This is a genomic window from Bacillus sp. MRMR6 (assembly GCF_001940785.1).
GTDB lineage: Bacteria > Bacillota > Bacilli > Bacillales > Cytobacillaceae > Neobacillus.
On sequence record NZ_MSLS01000032.1, the window covers coordinates 1 to 21,562 of the forward strand.

Consider the following 21,562-nt stretch of genomic DNA (forward strand, 5'->3'; position numbering starts at 1 on the left):
TTCGAATTGGTGGCACGGCATTGCGACCGTTATCCAGACAATATTTATCTTTTAATTCTTCAATTATGAATGAAAAGTCGACTAGTTCTTTAATTTGGCGAAGCATATTATCTTTTGGAACAATGAGATCATAAATTCCTATATATGGGCTAAGATTGAATGAATCTTGAAAGGAAATCATTTCGGTACCACCTTTAAAGTCTTGTTACCTTAATTATAAAATAAAAAGCAGTTGAAGGGTTGATAAAATCAACCTTCAACTGCCTCAAAACAAAGGACTTTTTCAGTGCCCTCCACGTAGCGACGAGGAGGCTCCCCGGCACGCCCGCGGAAAGCGAAGCACCTGGAGGGGAAATCAACAGGCCTTGGTACATAGGCAATTAAATCAAAAACAATCAATTTTTAAATCAAACAAAATGAAAAATTGCCGAGAAAACTACCCTTTCTCGACAATCTGAACATCGAAGAGACTTCGATGTTATTTTTGTGCCGTTTTTTAACCAATTAATAGCTGCCTGAATACCGATAGAGTAGTATGGGAAATTTGGTTTTAAAGTTATATTCAAAAAGTAATTAAGATGATAAAATATAAAATGGTCACGGGCAAAATATAGAGGAGAACTTTTTTGTTAACGTTTACAAGGGGGAATTAGAATGGAACAGATCATGAAAAACTTCTTTCTTTTTTTATCACAAAATAAAACACTAACAAAGGCTGCCAGGAAGTATGGGTTGCGTTTCGGAGCTTCACGCTTTGTCGCAGGTGAAACGATTGAGCAGACTGTTAAATTAATAAAAGAGCTAAATAGTAAAGGTCTTGCAGTGACAATTGATTATTTAGGAGAATTTGTTGATAACGAAAAAGAAGCAATTGAAAGAACAGACCACTCTATTGAAGCCATCAAGGCCATTGGCTGTGAGAAATTAAATTCGCAGCTATCATTAAAAATGACTTCTATGGGTCTGGATATTTCTGATGAGCTTGTGATGAAAAATATGCGCCGAATCCTTGATGCTGCAAAAGAATATAATGTTTTTGTAACGATTGATATGGAAGATTACGAGCGCTGTCAAAAAACAATTGATATCTTCAAAGAACTCCGGGAGGACTATGATCATGTCGGAACCGTTCTTCAAGCTTATTTATATCGTGTGGAAGCTGACATAGACGACTTAAATAGCTATCATCCAAACCTTCGACTTGTTAAGGGAGCATACAAAGAATCCCCAGAGGTAGCCTTCCCGGAAAAGAAGGATGTAGATGAAAATTATAAAAAAATTATAAAAAAGCACATGCTAAATGGAAACTACACTGCCATTGCGTCCCATGATGAGGCAATGATTCAATATACAAAGCAAATAGAGAAAGAATTTAAGATTCCTAGAGATCAGTTTGAGTTTCAAATGCTCTACGGCATCCGCTCTGAGAGACATATTGAATTGGTTAAAGAAGGCTACACCTTCCGGGTTTATGTGCCATTCGGAAATGATTGGTACGGCTATTTTATGCGCCGGTTAGCAGAGCGCCCAGCAAATGTATGGTTCGTGTTAAAAGGAATGTTTAAGAAGTAATAAAGTGAAACTTCCATCAGTGGGGGTTTTCTTCATCCCCCACTGATGGTTAGTTGAACTTATCGGGCTTTTACGGGCAGTTATCCCCCACCTAGACTTTCTCGTTTTCACTCATAATCTTGAGGTGGGGGTCTTACTGCCCGTTAATGCGGGATAAATGAAAAACAGGCCTAAAAGCCTGTTTTTTCATCGTTTATACTGGTTATTTTGGCTATTGACTTTGTTTTTGCCGCCCTTGTTTTCTCCGCCAGGTCCAGCATCTCCTTGGACGCTTGCAGCACTAACCCCTGCTCTAGAAGGGTCTTTCTTCACTTTGCCCATTTTCATCACCTCGAATATAGGATTCCCTAATAAATAAAATTATGTTTAAATTAAATGTTCAAAAAAATTTCAATTTTCCGCGTTTAATGATTGCGCAAATTTTTGAAATATTCTATAGTAAATAGTAGTAACTCATTCATAAGCGGATTTTTTTTGGAATAAAAATGAATGAGCATTCATTCAAATGTTTCTGAAGGGGGAGACAATGGTGAACCAATTAATTAAAAAAGCAGCTGTACTTGGATCAGGAGTTATGGGCTCGGGGATTGCTGCCCACCTAGCGAATATCGGTATCCCAACATTACTATTGGATATTGTGCCACGCGAACTAACAAAAGAAGAAGAAGAAAAAGGATTAACGTTAGCAGATAAACAGGTTCGGAATCGAATCAGTGCATCCTCGATTCAAAAATTACTAAAGCAAAAGCCAGCGCCGCTTGCTGTAAAGAAAAATTTAGCTCTCATTGAAGCGGGAAACCTTGAAGATGATTTAAATAAACTTAGCGAAGTTGACTGGGTAATTGAAGTTGTCGTTGAAAATCTAAGTGTGAAACAGCAGGTTTTTGAAAAGGTTGAACAATACCGTAAGCCAGGCAGTATTATTAGCTCCAATACATCTGGAATCTCTGTAGAAGAAATGGTAGAGGGCAGGTCTGAGGACTTTAAAAAGCACTTCCTCGGCACTCATTTCTTTAACCCGCCACGTTACCTTAAATTGCTCGAGGTTATTCCTACTCAATATACTGACCCAGAAGTCCTTTTATTCATGAAAAGATTTGGTGAAGACGTTTTAGGTAAGGGTGTTGTTGTCGCAAAGGATACTCCGAACTTTATCGCGAACCGTATAGGTACGTATGGACTTTTAATTACCGTTCAAGAAATGCTTAAAGGCGGTTATAGTGTCGGAGAAATTGATTCCATTACCGGTCCCTTAATTGGCAGGGCATCAAGTGCTACATTTAGAACCCTTGATGTGGTAGGGTTAGATACATTTGCTCATGTGGCAGGCAACGTATATGAAAAGGTGACGGGCAAAGAGAAGGAAGTTTTTGAAGTACCAGCCTTTATGAAAAAGATGATTGAGAACGGCTGGATCGGCAGTAAATCTGGCCAGGGCTTCTTCCTGAAAAAGGGCAAAGAAATCCTGGAATTGGATCCAAATACATTAGAGTATGGCCCACGCAAGAAGCTTTCTACACCGGCTGTTGAATTGAGTAAGCAGGAAAAAGGAACTGCAAACAAAATGAAAGCGCTTGTATTTGCTAATGACCGTGCTGGACAATTCTTATGGAATACGACTAGCCAGTCTCTTGTTTATGCTGCCCAGCTTTTAGGTGCAATTGCTGATGATATCGTTTCAATAGACCGTGCCATGAAATGGGGCTTTGGCTGGGAAATGGGACCTTTTGAAACATGGGATGCGATCGGTCTTGAAAAATCAATGCAGAAAATGCAGGCTGACGGTTTAGAGGTGCCAGTTTGGGTAACTGACATGCTAGAGAAGGGCCATCAATCTTTTTACATTGAAGAAAATGGAGAACAATTCTTCTACAAAGATGGAGAATACCGTTTAGTAGAGAGTAATCCAAAGGCCATTAATCTGAAACAATTAAAGAAGCAAAAGGGTGTTATTAAAAAGAATAACGGGGCCAGCTTAGTTGATTTAGGTGATGGAGTAGCACTCCTTGAATTTCACTCTCCTAATAATTCAATTGGTCTAGATATTATCCAAATGATAAACTTTGCCGTTGATGAAGTTGAAAAGAACTATAAGGGTCTTGTCATCGGAAACCAGGGTAAGAACTTCTGTGTAGGTGCCAATCTCGCGATGATGTTATTGGAAGCGCAGGATGATAACATTATCGAACTTGATATGGTGATCCGTCATTTCCAAAATGCGATGATGAAAATTAAATACAGTGCGAAACCAGTTGTTGCTGCACCGTTTGGAATGACATTGGGAGGCGGAGCAGAGGTTTGTCTGCCGGCTGCACATATCCAAGCCTCTGCAGAGACTTATATGGGTCTAGTAGAAGTAGGTGTAGGCTTACTTCCTGGCGGCGGCGGTAACAAGGAATTGTACATTAAGCATTTAGAAGGGCTGCCAAATGGTGTGCCTGTTGACCTTCAAGCCGTAGCCAATAAAGTGTTTGAATCAATTGCCACTGCGAAGGTATCAACATCAGGAGCAGAAGCGCGTGAAAATAATTTCTTAGGCTTAGCGGATGGTGTTAGTGTGAACGGCGACCACTTATTATATGATGCAAAGCAGGCAGTTCTCGCTCTTCACGAACAAGGATACAGACCAAAAGTAAAGAGAAGTATTCCAGTAGTAGGTGAAACTGGGTATGCAACTTTATTATTAGGTGCAGAAGGAATGAAATTGTCAGGGTATATCTCTGAATATGATTTAAAGATTGCTAAGAAGGTCGCGTTTGTCATTGCTGGAGGCAGAGTGCCATATGGAACAGAAGTGGATGAACAATATTTATTAAATCTTGAAAGAGAAGCCTTCCTAAGCTTAATTGGCGAACTAAAGACCCAGCAGCGCATGCAGCACATGCTGGTAAAAGGTAAACCATTACGTAACTAGACTCATAGATTGTTTTATTCAAAATATAGTAGAAAGTGAGGGAACGTTTATGAGAGAAGCGGTAATCGTAGCCGGTGCAAGAACCCCGGTAGGTAAGGCAAAGAAGGGATCGCTTGCCCAAGTTCGTCCTGATGATTTAGGAGCATTGGTTGTTAGAGAAACATTAAAGCGTGCCGGAAATTACGAAGGCAATATTGATGATTTAATTATTGGCTGTGCAGCACCTGAAGCAGAACAAGGGATGAATATGGCTCGCAACATTGGCGCATTAGCAGGGTTGCCCCATACGGTCCCTGCAGTAACGGTAAACCGTTACTGTTCATCCGGTCTGCAGACAATTGCTTATGCAGCTCAATCGATTATGCTTGGTCATACAGACACCGCGATTGCAGGTGGTGCTGAATCAATGAGTTTACTGCCTATGGGCGGCCACGTGCTTCGACCGAACGCAAAGTTAGTAGAAAGTGCGCCTGAATATTATATGGGTATGGGGCATACAGCGGAGGCTGTTGCAAAGAAATACGGTATAACACGTGAAGAACAAGATGCTTTTGCGGTAAGAAGTCATCAGCGTGCGTTTAAAGCGATACAAGAGGGGAAATTCGTTGATGAGATTGTGCCTGTTAGCGTAACCAACCGTTTTGTAGGGAAGGACAACAAGCTTGATGAACGAACTTTTCTGTTCTCTCAAGACGAAGGGGTCCGTCCTGATACGAGCATGCAGGGGTTAGCTCGTCTTCGTCCTGCATTTTCAGTAACGGGTACAGTGACAGCAGGTAATGCTTCACAGACAAGCGATGGAGCTGCTGTTGTCATGATCATGGACCGCGAGAAAGCGGAATCACTTGGATTAAAGCCGCTTGCCAAATTCAGATCCTTTGCTGTTGGCGGTGTTCCGCCTGAAATAATGGGCGTTGGACCGGTTGTGGCAGTACCAAAAGCATTGAAGCTTGCTGGCTTAGAGGTATCCGACATCAGCTTATTTGAATTAAATGAAGCATTTGCATCGCAATCCATCCAAGTGATTCGTGAGCTTGGTCTCGATGAAGAAAAAGTAAATGTTAATGGTGGAGCAATCGCTCTTGGACACCCTCTAGGCTGTACAGGTGCAAAGCTGACATTATCTCTAATACATGAGCTGCAGCGCAAAAAACAACAATTCGGTGTGGTCACCATGTGTATCGGCGGCGGAATGGGAGCAGCCGGCGTATTTGAATTACTTTAAGCGAATCAAAGGGGGGATTCCAACCCCCAAATAACAAATTAGGAGGAAACTAAAATGGCACAGCAAACGGATAAAATCATAAAAGGTGGAAGCTTTTTAATTGAAGATATTTCATATAATCAACTTTTCACACCAGAGGATTTCACAGAAGAACATTTAATGATTGCTAAAACAGCAGAAGACTTTGTTGAAAAAGAAGTCGTTCCACAAATCGAGCACTTAGAAAACCATGAATTTGACCGTACCGTAAAGCTTCTAAAGCAAGCAGGGGACCTTGGTCTATTAGCTGCTGACGTACCTGAAGAATATGATGGCCTAGGCTTGGATAAAATCACTTCTTCTCTATTAACTGAAAAAATGGCGGGCGGCGCTGGATTTTCTCTTTCCCATGGTGCACACGTTGGAATTGGATCATTACCGATTGTGTTATTTGGGAATGAAGAACAAAAGAAGAGATATTTACCTGCATTAGCATCAGGTGAAAAACTTGCTGCCTATGCTTTAACTGAGCCAGGATCAGGCTCTGATGCTCTTGGAGCTAAAACGACAGCTAAACTAAATGCTGAAGGCACTCACTACATTCTGAACGGGGAAAAGCAATGGATTACAAATGCAGGATTTGCAGATGTTTTTGTGGTGTATGCAAAAATTGATGGAGAGCAGTTTACTGCATTCATTGTTGATCGTGATTTCCCTGGGGTTTCAACAGGTGCTGAAGAAAAGAAAATGGGAATCAAGAGTTCATCTACTCGTACACTTATTTTAGAAGACGTAGCCGTTCCAGTAGAAAATTTATTAGGAGAAATTGGAAAAGGTCACGTGATTGCTTTTAACATCCTTAATATCGGTCGCTATAAGCTGGCTGTCGGAAGTGTCGGTGGTTCAAAGAAAGCGCTTGAAATAACGGTTAAATATGCAAACGGACGCCAACAGTTTAAAACACCAATCTCTCAATTTAACTTAACAAAAGAAAAGTTTGGGACATTGGCTGCAGAGATTTATGCTGCTGAGAGCTCTGTATACCGGACCATTGGTTTATATGAAGATCACCAAGGTAAGCTTACAACAGAGGAAGAAAAGGATATTAAGCTGGTTGCAAACTCCATTGCAGAGTATGCGATTGAGTGTTCATTAAATAAATTTTTCTGTAGTGAAGTATTGGCACATGTAACTGATGAAGGTGTTCAAATTCATGGCGGATATGGGTTCATGCAGGAATACCCAATTGAAAGAGCATACCGTGATGCCCGTATTCAACGAATCTTTGAAGGTACAAACGAAATCAACCGCCTCCTTGTTCCAGGTACTTTACTGAAGAAAGCATTTAAAGGTGAGTTGCCGCTTTTCCAAAAGGCAATGGCGCTGCAGGAAGAACTCATGATGCTAATGCCGGAGGAACCAGGTGACGAACCACTTGCCCAAGAAAAGTATCTTGTGAGAAATGCAAAGAAAATAGCCCTTCTATCTACAGGGTTAGCAGCACAGAAATTTGGCAAGGCGCTTGAAAAAGAGCAGGAAATTTTAGCTAATGTCGCAGATATTATTTCATACGTTTATGCTATGGAATCCTCTGTTTTACGTACTGAAAAAGCTATTGCGAACACTGGATTAGAAAAAAATAAACAAAAGCTTCTTTATACGCAAATTTTCTGTCAAGAGGCGTTCAATCAAATTGAAGCGATCGCAAAAGAATCATTGGTTGCAATCGAGCAGGGTGATACACTGCGCATGATGCTTTCTTCACTTCGTAAATTTACTCGTCATACACCTATTAACGTGATTGCGAAGAAACGTGAAGCCGCAGATGTCTTAATTGAAGCGGAACGGTATATTGTTTAATTTTTAATACTCAGGCTCCTAGATGAAATCAGGAGCCTGTTTTTTTGTTTCAGCAGCAGGAATTTTTGCGAAATTAGTCGAATCTCTAAAATGTACAATTTTTACTATTATTTCTCGTTATGGTAAGATTCAAGTGACGCTGTAACGTCAAGGAATAGAAGGGCAAAGGGCGGTGAAACAGATGGCTTTAACTTTTTACTGGTATCCCAAATGTGGTACATGTCGGAAAGCAAAGAAATGGCTGGATGATCATCATCTTTCCTATAAGGAAGTACATATTGTTGAGAACCCTCCATCTCGGGAGGAGCTGCAAGGATTTTATAAAACCAGCGGTCTCGAATTAAAGAAGTTTTTTAATACAAGCGGCCAAAAATATCGTGAACTAGGCATTAAAGATAAAATAAAGTCTGCTTCCGATGATGAACTCCTAGATGTACTTGCTACTGATGGGATGTTACTTAAACGGCCACTCTTAACAGATGGGGTTAAGGTAACAGTTGGTTTTAAAGAAGAAGAGTATGAGAAAATGTGGCTGTAGGTCTTTACTTACTTCACACAAAACTAAATGTGTTAATCGATCATATCGATGATAAATTTTAAAAAGATAATGGAGGGATTTTTTCATGACTACACCAAAGGAATTGCGTTATTCTGAAGAGCATGAATGGGTAAAAGAAGAAGGAGAAAAGCTTCGTGTAGGGATTACACACTTTGCTCAGTCTGAGTTGGGTGACATCGTTTTCGTTGAGCTTCCAGAAGTTGGCGATGAAGTAACTGCAGATGAGCCATTCGGCAGCGTTGAATCAGTAAAGACCGTTTCTGAGCTTTACGCACCAGTTAGCGGGAAAGTGGTAGAGGTTAATGAAGATTTAAATGACAGCCCTGAGTTTGTTAATGATTCCCCATATGAAAAAGCATGGATGATTGTCATAGAACCATCTGACCGCAGCGAATTAGAAAACCTAATGACTGCAGAACAATACGAAGAAATGGTTAAAGAAGACTAAAATAGAGCAGAAAAGGTATAATCCCATATCAGAAGGATTATACCTTTTTTAGCGTATCATTAATAATCACCAACAGCATTCAATCGGATAGCGGACCACTAAACTAGCGGCAGTTTGTCCGATAGAGGCTTTCAATCGGACAGAGGTTCACTATAACAGCGGCAGTTTGTCCAATAGAGGCACCCAATAGGACAATAGCCTCAAATTCAGCCTCTTCTCTGTCCATTAAAACCAGTCATCAGATATGGAAAAATGTTTTCGCTTTCCTTCTTCTATTAAGGGGACACTATAATAAAATTCAGTGTAAAGGGTGAAACATACATGAGCCTTAAAAAGCAAAAGATTGATGTAACAGATCGAGTAATCGGAAAAATGAAAAATGGCGAAATTGAATTATACCTTGAGAATACACCAATAGGAAAGATTACAATTCCGAATAATGATATGGAGGTTCAGCTTGATCACCATTTTGAGGTTGAACAAAAGAAAATCTACCAACATGTAACGGTCACAGAACAGCCAGATGCGAAGTATACCGATTGTGATGATGGCGGTTGGTGTTAGCCACTTTGTGGGAGCAAACAAAAATATATTATTGTGTAAGCAAATATACCTTAACACGTTATTTATACTTTGGAATATGTTAACATTAATAAAACGACTTCTTTATATAGGTGATGAATCATGAATGACTCGTACGGTGATAAGGTTCTTATTGTAGAAGGAAAATCGGATAAGACGAAAGTTAAAAGCATACTGAAGGATCCAATCGAAATTATTTGTACAAATGGGACCATTAGTATGACCAAGCTGGATGAACTAATTGATTTCCTTGAAGACAAGGAGGTCTATATCCTGGTAGATGCAGATGATGCTGGGGAAAAACTGAGAAAACAATTAAAAAGGGAATTTCCTTTGGCGGAACATCTTTACATCGATCGCATGTATCGGGAAGTGGCAACCGCACCAGTTAAACATCTTGCTACCGTTCTAATCGGAGCGAATATGGATGTTCACGCTGAGTTTCTGGAAATGGGCTAAAGCGATGGATGAGTGGAGCCGTGATGAATTTTTAACCGCAACAAATTCTAATTTCTCAGGTTTAGTTTATTTTTATACACCTATTTGTGGTACGTGTCAGGTGGCGTCAAGAATGCTTAATATCATCATTCAAATGGTTGATGTTAAAATAGGAAAAATGAATTTAAATTTCTATCCTGAAGTAGCTAAGAACCTTAGTATTGAAAGTGTCCCATGTCTGATTTTTTTACAAAATGGTGAAGTTAAAGAAACAATCTATGCCTTTCATTCAGTACCTTATTTGCTCGATAAGATAAAACAATATTGGTAATTAAAGGCTGGTGCAATTTTTTTGCATCTGCTTTTTTTGTAAAAAAGAAGCAGTTATTTGTCGACCAAATGTTACAGGAATTTTTAGCAATTTACTGAATATATAAGGATAGTCAGTAAATTGAGGTGAACGGTATGAAAGACACTTTACATAACTTCTTAAAAACGCTTAACGAGCGTAAGCATGTACTTCGCTTGATAGATCACGCAGAGAAGCTTTCGGTAAAATTTTGTATAGGTGAAGATTCGATTTTCGTGGCATTTCATCGTGGAACTGCGATATTAATTGATAAAGATCTGAATAAATTGGTTGATTGTCAGATATCTGGTAATAAGAAGGCTATCCAAGAATTACTTGAAGGCAGAGACAGCCTCAGACGCCTTTATAAAAATGGACAGCTAAAGGTCACTGCTTCTTTTAGGACTGTACTATTGTTGGAATCAATTTTTTATTTGGCACCTGAGCACCAACAAACGGAAATAATTTCCTAAAATCTATTGACTGATTTTATTGCTTTAGTGTATCATTTTTTTAATATCGTGAAATTTCTATCAATTCAATAAACTCTTATCCAGAGAGGCGGAGGGACTGGCCCGACGATGCCCGGCAACCGGTTTAACAACACGGTGCTAATTCCAGCAGAGCAAAGTCTCTGGCCGATAAGAAGAGCCTAATCCCTCTTCTTTTGAAGAGGATTTTTTATTTTATTTAGAAGGAGTGTTAGTATGGGAGAAAATCAAAAAAATTATCGTTTTGAAACATTAGGTGTCCATGGCGGGTTATCACCCGATCCTGTAACAGGAGCTCGTGCTGTACCAATCTACCAGAATAATGCCTACCAATTTAAAAATACAGAACACGCTGCTAATTTATTTGGTTTAAAGGAACCAGGCTACATATATACGCGGATTCATAACCCAACAGTTACCGTTTTTGAAGATAGAATTGCATTGTTAGAGGGTGGAGTAGGTGCATTAGCGGTTGCAAGTGGAATGGCAGCGATTACACTTGCCATCCTAAATATCGCTGAAGCCGGTGATGAAATTGTATCCGCTTCCACATTGTATGGAGGGACATATAATTTATTTGCCGTCACTCTTCCGAAATACGGCATTAAAGTTACGTTCGTAGACCCTGAAAATCCAGAAAACTTCCGTGCGGCTATTAACGAAAAGACAAAGGCCGTGTTTGCTGAAACAATTGGGAACCCAAGCTTACGGGTTCTTGATATTGAAAAGGTAGCTGAAATTGCACATGAAGCAGGGATCCCGTTAATCATTGATAACACATTTGCTACACCGTATTTGTGCAGACCGATTGAATATGGAGCAGATATTGTCATCCATTCAGCTACAAAATGGCTTCTCGGAAATGGTACAACTTTAGGTGGAGTTATTGTTGATGCTGGAAAATTTGATTGGAATTCAGCTAAGTTTCCAGGATTCACTACACCTGATCCAAGTTACCATAATCTTGTCTACGCAGAAGCCTTAGGTGCGGTTGCCTATATAATTAAGGCACGTGTACAGCTTTTAAGAGATTTAGGGCCTGCATTAAGTCCACAAAACGCCTTTCAATTTATACTTGGACTTGAAACCCTTCATGTGCGGATGAAAGAGCATGTAGCTAACACAAAGCAGGTTGTTGATTACTTAGTTAATCATCCTGCTGTTGAGTGGGTTTCATATCCTGGACATCGTTCACATCCTGACTACCCGCTTACTGAGAAATATTTGTCAAAAGGAGCAGGTTCTGTCATAGTATTTGGGATTAAAGGCGGACGAGATGCAGGAGCTAAGTTAATTGATTCTATTTCCCTTTTTGCCCATGTTGCCAATGTTGGTGATGCAAAGAGTTTAATTATTCACCCGGCAAGCACTACACATCAGCAATTAGATGAAGAAGGTTTAAAGGCTTCTGGAGTATCAGAAGACTTAGTTCGCCTTTCAATCGGGATCGAAAATGTTGAGGACCTGATTGAAGACTTAGAAGCAGCAATTGAAACGGCCACTGGTATTGCTTCTCTTAAAGCAAAAGCTTAAAATTTGCTAAAAGTGTGTCATTTGAATATTTCCGTTGACACCTTTTTTTATCCGTGTTACGATTGCTTTCGTTGATTTAAATATTACTTTAATTAGTGAACGTATTAATTGAATATAGTATGCTATAGCTCTTATCAAGAGAGGTGGAGGGATGTGCCCGATGAAGCCCGGCAACCGTCAATGTAAATTGAAATGGTGCCAATTCACACAAAGCTTTGTGCTTTGGGAGATGGGAGAAAGGTCTAATTAACAATGCCTTTCTGCCTGCGCAGAGGGGCATTTTACTTTTCTAGTATAAGAATGTTTTTGTGAAAACAATCAAACCCTATATTCAATAAATACTATATGGACGAAGCTTGATAAAACGGTAAAAAGAAGGTGAATGCATGATTACGATAAAGGGTGCCCAAAAAGTTTTTCCCGGTAAACATGGACAGCTAAAAGCTGTTGATGATGTGAACTTAGAAATAAATCAGGGCGAAATTTTTGGGGTAATCGGGTATAGTGGTGCTGGTAAAAGTACATTAATTCGGATGCTGAATGGGCTTGAACTTCCAACTGAAGGTTCTGTTACCGTAGCTGGCCGAGTTATATCTAAGATAAAAGGCAGTGAGCTGCGCAAAGCACGTCAGGAAATTAGTATGATTTTTCAACATTTCAACCTACTCTGGTCTAGAACAGTAACTGAAAATATAGCATTTCCGCTTGAGATTTCTGGTGTCAAAGGACCTGAGAGACAGAAACGGGTAAGTGAATTAATCAAACTAGTTGGACTAGAAGGCAGAGAAAATGCTTATCCCTCCCAACTAAGTGGCGGACAGAAGCAACGGGTAGGGATCGCTAGGGCACTTGCGAATAATCCGAAGGTTTTGCTTTGTGATGAAGCAACATCTGCTCTCGACCCGCAAACAACTGAATCCATTTTGGAATTGTTAGTAGATATAAACAAAAGATTGGGTCTAACAATTGTGTTAATTACACATGAAATGCATGTTATCCGGAAAATCTGCCACCGAGTAGCAGTTATGGAAAGTGGTAGAATTGTCGAGCTTGGAAAGGTGTTAGAGGTGTTTAAAAATCCTCAACAGCAGATTACGAAACGATTTGTCGAGCAGGTTACGGAAACTGAAGAAACAAAAGAAACAATTGGACATCTACTTGAACTTTATACCCATGGGAAAATAGTTCAGCTTTCATTCGTCGGGGAAGTAACAGAAAAGCCATTAATCAACCATATTATTCGTGACTTTGATGTTATAGTCAATATTCTCCAAGGGAAGATTTCACACACCCAAAACGGATCATACGGAACATTATTTATCCACTTGGACGGGGAACTCCGTGAAATACAGAAAGCCATCGATTATATTCACTCTCAACAAGTTGGCGTGGAGGTGATCAGTAATGGCTAACATTTTAGAAACGGTAAAATGGGAAAATTTATTAGAGGCAACACGTGAAACCTTGTATATGACTTCCATTTCTGTGTTTGCCACCTTTGTTTTAGGATTACTTTTGGGTCTGTTATTATTTTTAACGGATAAAGGGAACATATGGGCAAATAAGCCGGTAAATGTCCTTATTGCAGGATTTGTAAATATTTTTAGATCTATCCCTTTTATCATATTAATTGTACTATTAATTCCATTTACAAAATTTTTACTTGGCACTATCCTTGGTGCAAATGCTGCCCTACCGGCGCTAATTATTGGTGCAGCTCCTTTTTATGCACGCATGGTAGAGATTGCACTTAGGGAAATCGATAAAGGTGTTATTGAGGCATCACAATCGATGGGAGCAACAAATGGACAAATCATTTTTAAAGTTTTAATACCGGAATCCTTACCGGCATTAATTTCAGGAATCACAGTGACAGCTATTTCTCTAGTCAGCTTTACAGCAATGGCCGGCGTTATTGGAGCTGGTGGTCTCGGACATTTTGCCTACCTGGAAGGTTTCCAGCGAAACAGACCAATCGTTACCTTAGTTGCAACAATCGCGATTTTAATCTTGGTTTTTATCATCCAATTTATTGGAGATTATTTTACAAAGAAAACTGATAAACGATAACAGGAGGAATTAGAGGATGAAAAAAGTATTTCGTTTTATTTTATTAGCAATTTTAGCAATTGCATTAACTGCATGTGCTGGTGAAAAAGACAATTCTTCAGAAACAACAGGTAACAAAAAATTAATCGTTGGTGCATCTGCTGTACCACATGCAGAAGTACTCGAAGCGGCAAAACCATTATTAAAGGAAAAAGGCATCGATTTAGAAGTACAGGTTTTTCAAGACTATATCCTTCCAAACGTAACTTTAAGGGATAAGGATCTTGATGCTAACTACTTCCAAACACCAGGATACTTAGCAATGCAAATGGAAGAAAATAAGGATTTTGATTTTGTAAGTGTTGGTGATATTCATAAAGAACCTATCGGCATTTATTCTAAGAATTATAAAAGCTTAAAAGATCTTCCAAATGGCGCTAAAATCATTATGAGTGATTCCCTAAGTGACCATGGACGTATTTTACCAATTTTTGAAAAAGAAGGTTTAATTAAGCTTAAAGAAGGCGTAGGCGCAAATGCTAGGGTCGAGGATATTGTTGAAAATCCAAAGAACCTTGATTTCTCAACTTTAATTGAAGCAAAGTTATTAGCTACTTCTTTTGAAAGTGGTGAAGGTGACGCGGTCGTAATTAATACAAACTACGCACTAGAAGGAAATGTTGATATCGGTAAGTATGGAATTGCTTTCGAAGGTGATGACGTTGTACCGGCAAACCTTGTTGTCGTTCGTTCAGAGGATAAAGACCGAGAAGAAATCAAGGCACTTGTTGAAGTTCTTAAATCAAAGGAAATCCAGGACTTCATCCGTGAAAAATACAAAGGTGCTGTAGTAACCGTATCTGAATAATATATATGTAGAGAGTCAGTGGAAAATCTACTGACTCTCTTTTTTGCCTAAAAGTACATTGAATCAATTTAATAGGTGAAAATAGGGTAAGAAATATATAAGTATGAACATGGCAAAAAAGTGAAAAATAAGGTATCATTTTTAAAGTATGTTTATACATAAAGCTGTACACAAAAAAGGCATACAAATAATAAACGAGTTATTCTCAGTTGGATGATGTTAAGTGAAAATGAGAACTCTTATCACTACGGTTATTACTGCATAAGAGTTGCTAACAAATACGATTTGTTATAAGATTGTAATGAGAATAAAATGAGAATGGAAGTTGAGATCAATACTTTTTTGATCTTCAAGATACAAAACTTTCTTTGCGGAGGTATAAACATGGCTGGGTCAACTTTAACAATCAAAGATTTACATGTAGCAATTGATGGGAAAGAAATTTTAAAGGGTGTAAACCTTGAAATTAAAGGTGGAGAAATCCATGCAATCATGGGACCAAACGGAACCGGAAAATCCACCTTATCTTCTGCGATTATGGGGCATCCAAAGTACGAAGTTACTAGCGGAACCATTACTCTAGACGGCGAAGACGTTCTTGAAATGGAAGTCGATGAGCGTGCTCGTGCCGGTCTTTTCTTGGCAATGCAATATCCAAGTGAAATTAACGGTGTAACTAACGCTGATTTTTTACGTTCAGCTCTTAATAGCCGTCTTGGCGAAGGTAACGAAATTTCATTAATGAAATTCATCCGAAAAATGGATAAGCAAATGGAATATCTTGAAATGGATTTAGATATGGCGCAACGCTATTTAAATGAAGGTTTCTCAGGCGGAGAGAAGAAGCGTAACGAAATCCTTCAATTAATGATGCTTGAACCGAAAATGGCCATTCTGGACGAAATTGACTCTGGTTTGGATATTGATGCTTTAAAGGTTGTTTCTAAAGGGATCAATCAAATGCGTGGGGAAGAATTCGGTTGTTTAATTATTACTCACTATCAACGCCTGTTAAACTACATCACTCCTGACCATGTACACGTGATGATGCAAGGCCGTGTGGTAAAATCTGGCGGGGCGGAGCTAGCACAACGCTTAGAAGCAGAAGGATATGACTGGATCAAGCAAGAGTTAGGAATTGAAGATGAAACAGTTGGGCAAGAAGCGTAAAGTTTGAGTGTTAGGAGGGATTACAATGACAACAGAAACGAAACTACCGTTTGATAAGGAAAATGTTCGTTCCTTCTCCGAAGAAATGAACGAACCTGCTTGGTTTAAAGAACTCCGATTAACAGCATTGGAAAAGAGTGAAACACTTCCTATGCCAAGACCGGATAAAACGAAAATTGATAAGTGGAATTTCACAAAATTCACTCAACATACCGTAAAAAGCGAGCCTTTCACTGCCCTTTCTGAATTACCAGCGGAAGTGAAAGCATTAGTCGATATTGATGCGGTAAATAACAATTTATATATCCAACGAAACCAAACCCCTGCCTTTTTAACTCTAACAGAAGAGCTAAAAGGAAAAGGTGTGGTGTTTACAGATATTTTTACAGCAATCAAGGAACACAGCGCACTCGTTGAGAAATATTTCATGACGGAAGCTGTTAAGGTGGATGAACATCGTTTAGCAGCATTACATGCAGCACTTGTAAACGGGGGAGCATTTCTATACATCCCGAAAAATGTAGAAATTGCTGATCCAATTCAAGCTGTATATTTGCACGATGATGTGGAAGCGAGCCTTTTCAATCATGTGATTGTTGTTGCAGATGACAACAGCTCTGTAACTTATGTTGAAAATTATATATCTACCGTGGATGCAGCTAATAGTGTCGTAAATATCGTGACAGAAGTGATCGCGAAAGCAAATGCAAGAGTACAATACGGTGCTGTTGACAATCTTGCTAAAGGCATTACAACATATGTTAACCGGCGTGGAATAGCTGGCAGAGATGCTCGTATTGAATGGGCACTTGGGTTAATGAATGAAGGTAATACGATTTCTGAGAACACTACTAATCTGATCGGTGACGGTGCTATTGGAGACACGAAAACCGTTGTGGTAGGACGTGGAGATCAGACTCAGAACTTTACAACAAGTATTGTACACTTTGGAAAGCATACTGAAGGATATATCTTAAAGCACGGTGTAATGAAAGATAGTGCTTCTTCAATTTTCAATGGTATTGGAAAAATCGAACATGGTGCTTCAAAGTCCAATGCTGTGCAGGAATCTCGTGTCCTTATGCTGAGCGAAAAGGCCCGCGGTGATGCCAATCCAATACTTTTAATTGATGAAGATGACGTAACGGCAGGCCACGCTGCATCAGTAGGACGTGTTGATCCAATACAGCTTTACTACCTAATGAGCCGTGGTATTCCTAAGAAAGAAGCGGAACGTTTAGTTATTCATGGCTTCTTAGCTCCAGTGGTTAATCAACTGCCAATTGAAGGAGTTAAAAAGCAGCTAACAGAAGTGATCGAGAGGAAAGTACGCTAATGAATATCCAGGATATTCGCAAACAATTTCCAATTCTAACCCAAGAAGTAAATGGTCATCCTCTAGTTTACTTGGATAGTTCTGCAACATCCCAAAAGCCTATTCAAGTAATTGAAACAATGGAAAAATATTATAAAGAAATCAATTCCAATGTCCATCGTGGTGTTCATACATTAGGTACACGTGCAACAGATGCTTACGAGGGTTCAAGGGAAAAGGTTCGTAAATTTATAAATGCAAAGTCCACACAAGAGATTATCTTTACAAAAGGGACGACAACAGCTTTAAATACTGTCGCAGCAAGCTATGCTGCGGCAAATTTAAAAGCTGGAGATGAAATTGTGATTACCTATATGGAGCATCATAGTAATATCATCCCATGGCAGCAAGTGGCTAAGAGAACCGGTGCACAGTTAAAATATATCCCATTACAGGAAGATGGCACACTCTCACTTGACAACGCCCGTGCAACGATTACCGAGAACACAAAAGTAGTATCGGTGATGCAGGTTTCGAATGTATTAGGCGTAATCAATCCCATTAAAGAGCTTGCGGAGATTGCTCATGAAAATGGCGCGGTTATGGTAGTTGATGCTGCCCAGAGTGCACCGCACATGAGGATTGATGTCCAAGACCTGGATTGTGATTTCTTAGCTTTCTCGGGTCATAAAATGTGTGGCCCTACTGGAATCGGCGTCCTTTATGGAAAGAAGCAGCTGCTTGAAAAGATGGAGCCAATTGAGTTTGGCGGGGAAATGATTGATTTTGTTGAATTGTATGATTCAACTTGGAAAGAACTCCCTTGGAAGTTTGAGGGAGGCACTCCAATTATTGCCGGCGCAATTGGACTTGGTGCTGCTATTGACTTTCTGAATCAAGTTGGATTAGACAATATTGCTGAACATGAGCATAAGCTTGCCGCATATGCTATGGATAAGATGTCAGCTGTTGAAGGAATGACGATTTACGGACCAAAGGATCCCGCCAAACGGGCAGGACTTATTACGTTTAATATTAGTGATGTTCATCCGCACGATGTTGCAACCGTTCTAGACGCAGAAGGGATTGCCGTCAGAGCTGGACATCATTGCGCACAACCTTTAATGAGATGGCTGAAAGCTTCTGCTACAGCCCGTGCAAGCTTCTACCTCTATAATACGGAGGAAGAAATTGACAAACTTGTTGAAGGACTTGTAAAAACAAAGGAGTATTTCAGCGATGTCTTCTAATAATTTAGATGCACTTTACCGCCAGGTGATAATGGATCATTATAAGAATCCCCGAAATCGTGGGATTTTAGAAGATGGCAGTCATACGATTAATATGAATAACCCCACTTGCGGTGACAGAATTCAATTAACGTTTAACGTTCAAAATGGAATTGTCACTGATGTTAAATTTGAGGGAGAGGGCTGTTCGATTTCGATGTCATCCGCTTCGATGATGACCCAGGCGATTAAGGGGAAAAACGTAGAGGAAGCTTTAAAGCTTTCAAAGATTTTTTCCGATATGATACAAGGAAAAGACTACGAAGATGCAGATGATCTTGATTTAGGGGATATTGAAGCTCTTCAAGGTGTTTCCAAATTTCCAGCCAGGATTAAATGCGCCACTTTAGCGTGGAAGGCCATGGAAAAGGGTCTTAAGGAAGATGAACAACAATAAATGAAGAAAATGCGGTAGGAGTGGCTGTGTCCAGCTCCAGCGCCTAGGGACTCGAGTCATAAGCCAATCACTTCGGAAGGCAAAAAGCGGCCTTCTGTCAGCGCCTGTCTTATGCTTGTCGTTCTTAAACAAGGCGCTTCCGCTTTTCTAATAAGGGAGGAACATGACGATGGCTAAGAAAATGCCAGAAATCGGTGATTATAAATATGGTTTTGCCGATAAAGACGTTTCCATATTCCGCTCAAAGCGTGGTTTAACAAGTGAGATTGTAAAAGAAATTTCAAAGCTTAAGAATGAGCCTCAATGGATGCTCGACTTCCGTTTGAAATCACTTGAGCATTTTTACAAAATGCCAATGCCACAATGGGGCGGGGATATGGCTTCGTTAAATTTTGACGAAATCACTTACTATGTAAAACCATCCGAAAAATCGGAGAAATCATGGGATGAAGTCCCTGAAGAGATTAAAGCAACGTTCGATAAGCTAGGAATTCCAGAAGCAGAGCAAAAGTATCTTGCTGGGGTTTCTGCTCAATATGAATCCGAGGTTGTCTACCATAACATGAAGAGTGAACTTGAAGATTTGGGTATCGTTTTTAAAGATACCGATTCTGCTCTTAGAGAGAATGAAGAAATCTTCCGTGAGCACTTTGGAAAAACCATTCCGCCGACGGATAATAAGTTTTCTGCACTAAATTCTGCGGTTTGGTCCGGTGGATCTTTCATTTACGTACCTCCTGGCATTAAGGTGGATACGCCATTACAGGCTTACTTCCGGATCAATTCTGAAAATATGGGTCAATTTGAACGTACTCTTATCATTGTTGATGAAGGTGCACACGTTCATTACGTAGAGGGCTGTACGGCTCCTGTTTATACAACTAACTCACTTCACAGTGCTGTTGTTGAAATCGTTATTAAGAAAGATGCTTATTGCCGCTATACAACGATTCAGAACTGGGCAAACAACGTCTTTAACCTTGTAACAAAGCGTGCAGTTTGTGATGCGAATGCAACAATGGAATGGATCGATGGTAATATTGGTTCAAAATTAACAATGAAATACCCAGCGGTTATTCTAAAAGGCGAAGGTGCCCGAGGAATGACATTATCGATTGCAATTGCTGGTAAAGGTCAGCACCAGGATGCTGGAGCGAAAATGATCCACTTAGCTCCTAACACATCTTCAACAATTGTATCCAAATCGATTTCCAAGCATGGCGGTAAGGTAACCTACCGTGGAATCGTTCATTTCGGACGAAAAGCGGATGGTGCTCGTGCGAATATTGAATGTGACACTTTGATTATGGATAATCAATCTACATCTGATACAATTCCATACAATGAAATTCTAAATGATAACATTTCACTTGAGCATGAAGCGAAGGTTTCTAAAGTATCTGAAGAGCAACTCTTCTACTTAATGAGCCGTGGTATTTCCCAACAAGAAGCAACAGAAATGATTGTTATGGGCTTTATCGAGCCGTTTACGAAGGAATTACCTATGGAATATGCAGTTGAAATGAACCGTCTCATCAAGTTCGAGATGGAAGGGTCTATCGGATAAAAAGCAAAAAATCGCTTGCCTTAATGGCAGGCGATTTTTTTTCATAAAAGTCTCTTTCACTCATGGTAATTTCAGATATGCTATTATTATTGGTGGAGGTGCTTGAATTTGATTTACGTAGGTGTAACGGGATGGGGAGACCATGATCGCTTATATCCCAACCAAACCTCATCAAGAAATAAGTTAAAGGAGTATGCTGCTCATTTTCCGACGGTGGAAGTTGATTCTGCATTCTACGCGATTCAGCCACAAAGAAATGCAGCGAAGTGGGTCAAGGAAACACCCGCTGGTTTTCAGTTCGTTGTTAAGGCCTACCAAGGAATGACCGGACATCAGCGAGGTGAAATCCCTTTCGACAGCACTAAAGAGATGTTTACGGCCTTTAAAGAATCATTAGTACCGTACATAGTAAATAATAAATTAGCAATGGTCTTGTTTCAATTTCCTCCTTGGTTTGCGTGCCAAAGGGAGAATGTTGAATATCTAAGATGGATTAAAAGTGAAATGGAAGAGATTCCTTGTGCACTAGAGTTTAGACACCAATCTTGGTTCTATCCACAATACCGAGATAGAACCCTGGAGTTTATGAAAAATGAAAACTGGATTCATAGTATTTGTGATGAACCACAAGCTGGTGAGGGATCTATTCCGACAGTGTTGGAGGCCGTAAACTCGAAGAAACTCTTAATCCGGTTTCATGGCCGAAATGTCCATGGCTGGCAAAAGAGGAATGCTGAAAACTGGCGCGAAGTCCGATACTTATATCGGTACAATCAACAGGAATTAGAACAGTGGGCGGATAGCTTACAAAAGTTAGCAAAGGAATCTGAGAATCTTTATGTTCTCTTTAACAACAATTCAGGTGGAGACGCCTCAGACAATGCAAAAGAAATGATTAACCTTTTGGAACTTGAATATGAGGATCTGGCTCCTAGACAGTTGGATTTATTTTAAGGT

General features: G+C 39.7%; 22 protein-coding genes and 2 riboswitches. Of the genes, 20 read left to right on the top strand and 2 right to left on the bottom strand.

The genetic code is table 11. The features are described 5' to 3' along the window. A partial coding sequence (locus BTR25_RS21455; protein WP_483295224.1) for a transposase occupies positions 1-181 on the bottom strand: 181 nt, incomplete at its 3' end. Positions 182-654: 473 nt separating this feature from the next. Here BTR25_RS21455 and BTR25_RS21460 point away from each other — a divergent pair. After that, complete coding sequence (locus tag BTR25_RS21460; RefSeq protein WP_075690065.1) at positions 655-1,572, top strand: proline dehydrogenase family protein; 918 nt, start codon at positions 655-657, stop codon at positions 1,570-1,572. Between the two features lie 186 nt (positions 1,573-1,758). Here BTR25_RS21460 and BTR25_RS21470 read toward each other — a convergent pair whose 3' ends face one another. Beyond that, positions 1,759-1,893 (bottom strand): YuzL family protein, encoded by a 135-nt coding sequence (locus BTR25_RS21470; RefSeq protein WP_075690066.1) that lies wholly within the window; start codon positions 1,891-1,893, stop codon positions 1,759-1,761. A gap of 205 nt (positions 1,894-2,098) precedes the next feature. Between BTR25_RS21470 and BTR25_RS21475 the strand changes: the two genes are divergently transcribed. The 19 genes from BTR25_RS21475 to BTR25_RS21565 all read left to right on the top strand — a co-directional run bounded on the left by BTR25_RS21475 (position 2,099) and on the right by BTR25_RS21565 (position 21,559). After that, positions 2,099-4,486: a 3-hydroxyacyl-CoA dehydrogenase/enoyl-CoA hydratase family protein gene (locus BTR25_RS21475; RefSeq protein WP_075690067.1), complete on the top strand. Its 2,388-nt coding sequence runs from the start codon at positions 2,099-2,101 to the stop codon at positions 4,484-4,486. A 49-nt stretch (positions 4,487-4,535) separates the two neighbouring features. Next, a complete protein-coding gene (locus BTR25_RS21480) occupies positions 4,536-5,711 on the top strand; it encodes an acetyl-CoA C-acetyltransferase (protein ID WP_075690068.1) in 1,176 nt (391 codons plus the stop codon). Between the two features lie 54 nt (positions 5,712-5,765). Further along, a complete protein-coding gene (locus BTR25_RS21485) occupies positions 5,766-7,550 on the top strand; it encodes an acyl-CoA dehydrogenase family protein (RefSeq protein ID WP_075690069.1) in 1,785 nt (594 codons plus the stop codon). A 181-nt stretch (positions 7,551-7,731) separates the two neighbouring features. Next, on the top strand, positions 7,732-8,088 hold the full coding sequence (locus BTR25_RS21490) for an arsenate reductase family protein (RefSeq protein WP_075690070.1): 357 nt from the start codon (positions 7,732-7,734) through the stop codon (positions 8,086-8,088). A gap of 85 nt (positions 8,089-8,173) precedes the next feature. Continuing rightward, a complete protein-coding gene (gene gcvH, locus BTR25_RS21495) occupies positions 8,174-8,557 on the top strand; it encodes a glycine cleavage system protein GcvH (protein ID WP_075690071.1) in 384 nt (127 codons plus the stop codon). Between the two features lie 321 nt (positions 8,558-8,878). Further along, positions 8,879-9,121, top strand: a complete 243-nt coding sequence (locus BTR25_RS21500) for a YusG family protein (protein WP_075690072.1) — start codon at positions 8,879-8,881, stop codon at positions 9,119-9,121. Between the two features lie 120 nt (positions 9,122-9,241). Next, a complete protein-coding gene (locus BTR25_RS21505) occupies positions 9,242-9,598 on the top strand; it encodes a toprim domain-containing protein (RefSeq protein WP_075690073.1) in 357 nt (118 codons plus the stop codon). A 4-nt stretch (positions 9,599-9,602) separates the two neighbouring features. Beyond that, positions 9,603-9,908: a thioredoxin family protein gene (locus tag BTR25_RS21510; protein ID WP_075690074.1), complete on the top strand. Its 306-nt coding sequence runs from the start codon at positions 9,603-9,605 to the stop codon at positions 9,906-9,908. 134 nt (positions 9,909-10,042) lie between these two features. Then, complete coding sequence (locus BTR25_RS21515) at positions 10,043-10,399, top strand: hypothetical protein (protein ID WP_075690075.1); 357 nt, start codon at positions 10,043-10,045, stop codon at positions 10,397-10,399. A gap of 73 nt (positions 10,400-10,472) precedes the next feature. After that, positions 10,473-10,574: riboswitch (SAM riboswitch) on the top strand. A gap of 59 nt (positions 10,575-10,633) precedes the next feature. Beyond that, positions 10,634-11,950, top strand: coding sequence for an O-acetylhomoserine aminocarboxypropyltransferase/cysteine synthase family protein (locus BTR25_RS21520; protein WP_075690076.1), 1,317 nt, complete (start codon positions 10,634-10,636; stop codon positions 11,948-11,950). A 128-nt stretch (positions 11,951-12,078) separates the two neighbouring features. After that, positions 12,079-12,186: riboswitch (SAM riboswitch) on the top strand. Between the two features lie 150 nt (positions 12,187-12,336). Next, on the top strand, positions 12,337-13,362 hold the full coding sequence (locus BTR25_RS21525) for a methionine ABC transporter ATP-binding protein (RefSeq protein ID WP_075690077.1): 1,026 nt from the start codon (positions 12,337-12,339) through the stop codon (positions 13,360-13,362). Beyond that, positions 13,355-14,020 (top strand): methionine ABC transporter permease, encoded by a 666-nt coding sequence (locus BTR25_RS21530; RefSeq protein WP_075690078.1) that lies wholly within the window; start codon positions 13,355-13,357, stop codon positions 14,018-14,020. The genes BTR25_RS21525 and BTR25_RS21530 overlap by 8 nt, the downstream gene beginning before the upstream one ends. 16 nt (positions 14,021-14,036) lie before the next feature. Next, positions 14,037-14,867, top strand: a complete 831-nt coding sequence (locus BTR25_RS21535) for a MetQ/NlpA family ABC transporter substrate-binding protein (protein ID WP_075690079.1) — start codon at positions 14,037-14,039, stop codon at positions 14,865-14,867. 384 nt (positions 14,868-15,251) lie between these two features. Continuing rightward, positions 15,252-16,037: a Fe-S cluster assembly ATPase SufC gene (sufC, locus tag BTR25_RS21540; RefSeq protein WP_075690080.1), complete on the top strand. Its 786-nt coding sequence runs from the start codon at positions 15,252-15,254 to the stop codon at positions 16,035-16,037. Between the two features lie 25 nt (positions 16,038-16,062). After that, positions 16,063-17,373 carry a Fe-S cluster assembly protein SufD gene (sufD, locus tag BTR25_RS21545; protein ID WP_075690081.1) on the top strand — a complete coding sequence of 437 codons (1,311 nt, stop codon included), beginning with the start codon at positions 16,063-16,065 and terminating at the stop codon, positions 17,371-17,373. Then, positions 17,373-18,602, top strand: coding sequence for a cysteine desulfurase (locus BTR25_RS21550; RefSeq protein ID WP_075690082.1), 1,230 nt, complete (start codon positions 17,373-17,375; stop codon positions 18,600-18,602). Before sufD ends, BTR25_RS21550 begins: the two co-directional genes overlap by 1 nt. Continuing rightward, positions 18,592-19,038 (top strand): Fe-S cluster assembly sulfur transfer protein SufU, encoded by a 447-nt coding sequence (gene sufU, locus BTR25_RS21555; RefSeq protein ID WP_075690083.1) that lies wholly within the window; start codon positions 18,592-18,594, stop codon positions 19,036-19,038. Before BTR25_RS21550 ends, sufU begins: the two co-directional genes overlap by 11 nt. 169 nt (positions 19,039-19,207) lie before the next feature. Further along, entirely contained in the window at positions 19,208-20,605 is a 1,398-nt protein-coding gene (gene sufB / locus BTR25_RS21560; RefSeq protein ID WP_075690084.1) for a Fe-S cluster assembly protein SufB, read from the top strand. Between the two features lie 108 nt (positions 20,606-20,713). Further along, complete coding sequence (locus BTR25_RS21565; protein ID WP_075690085.1) at positions 20,714-21,559, top strand: DUF72 domain-containing protein; 846 nt, start codon at positions 20,714-20,716, stop codon at positions 21,557-21,559. Positions 21,560-21,562: the final 3 nt, after the last annotated feature.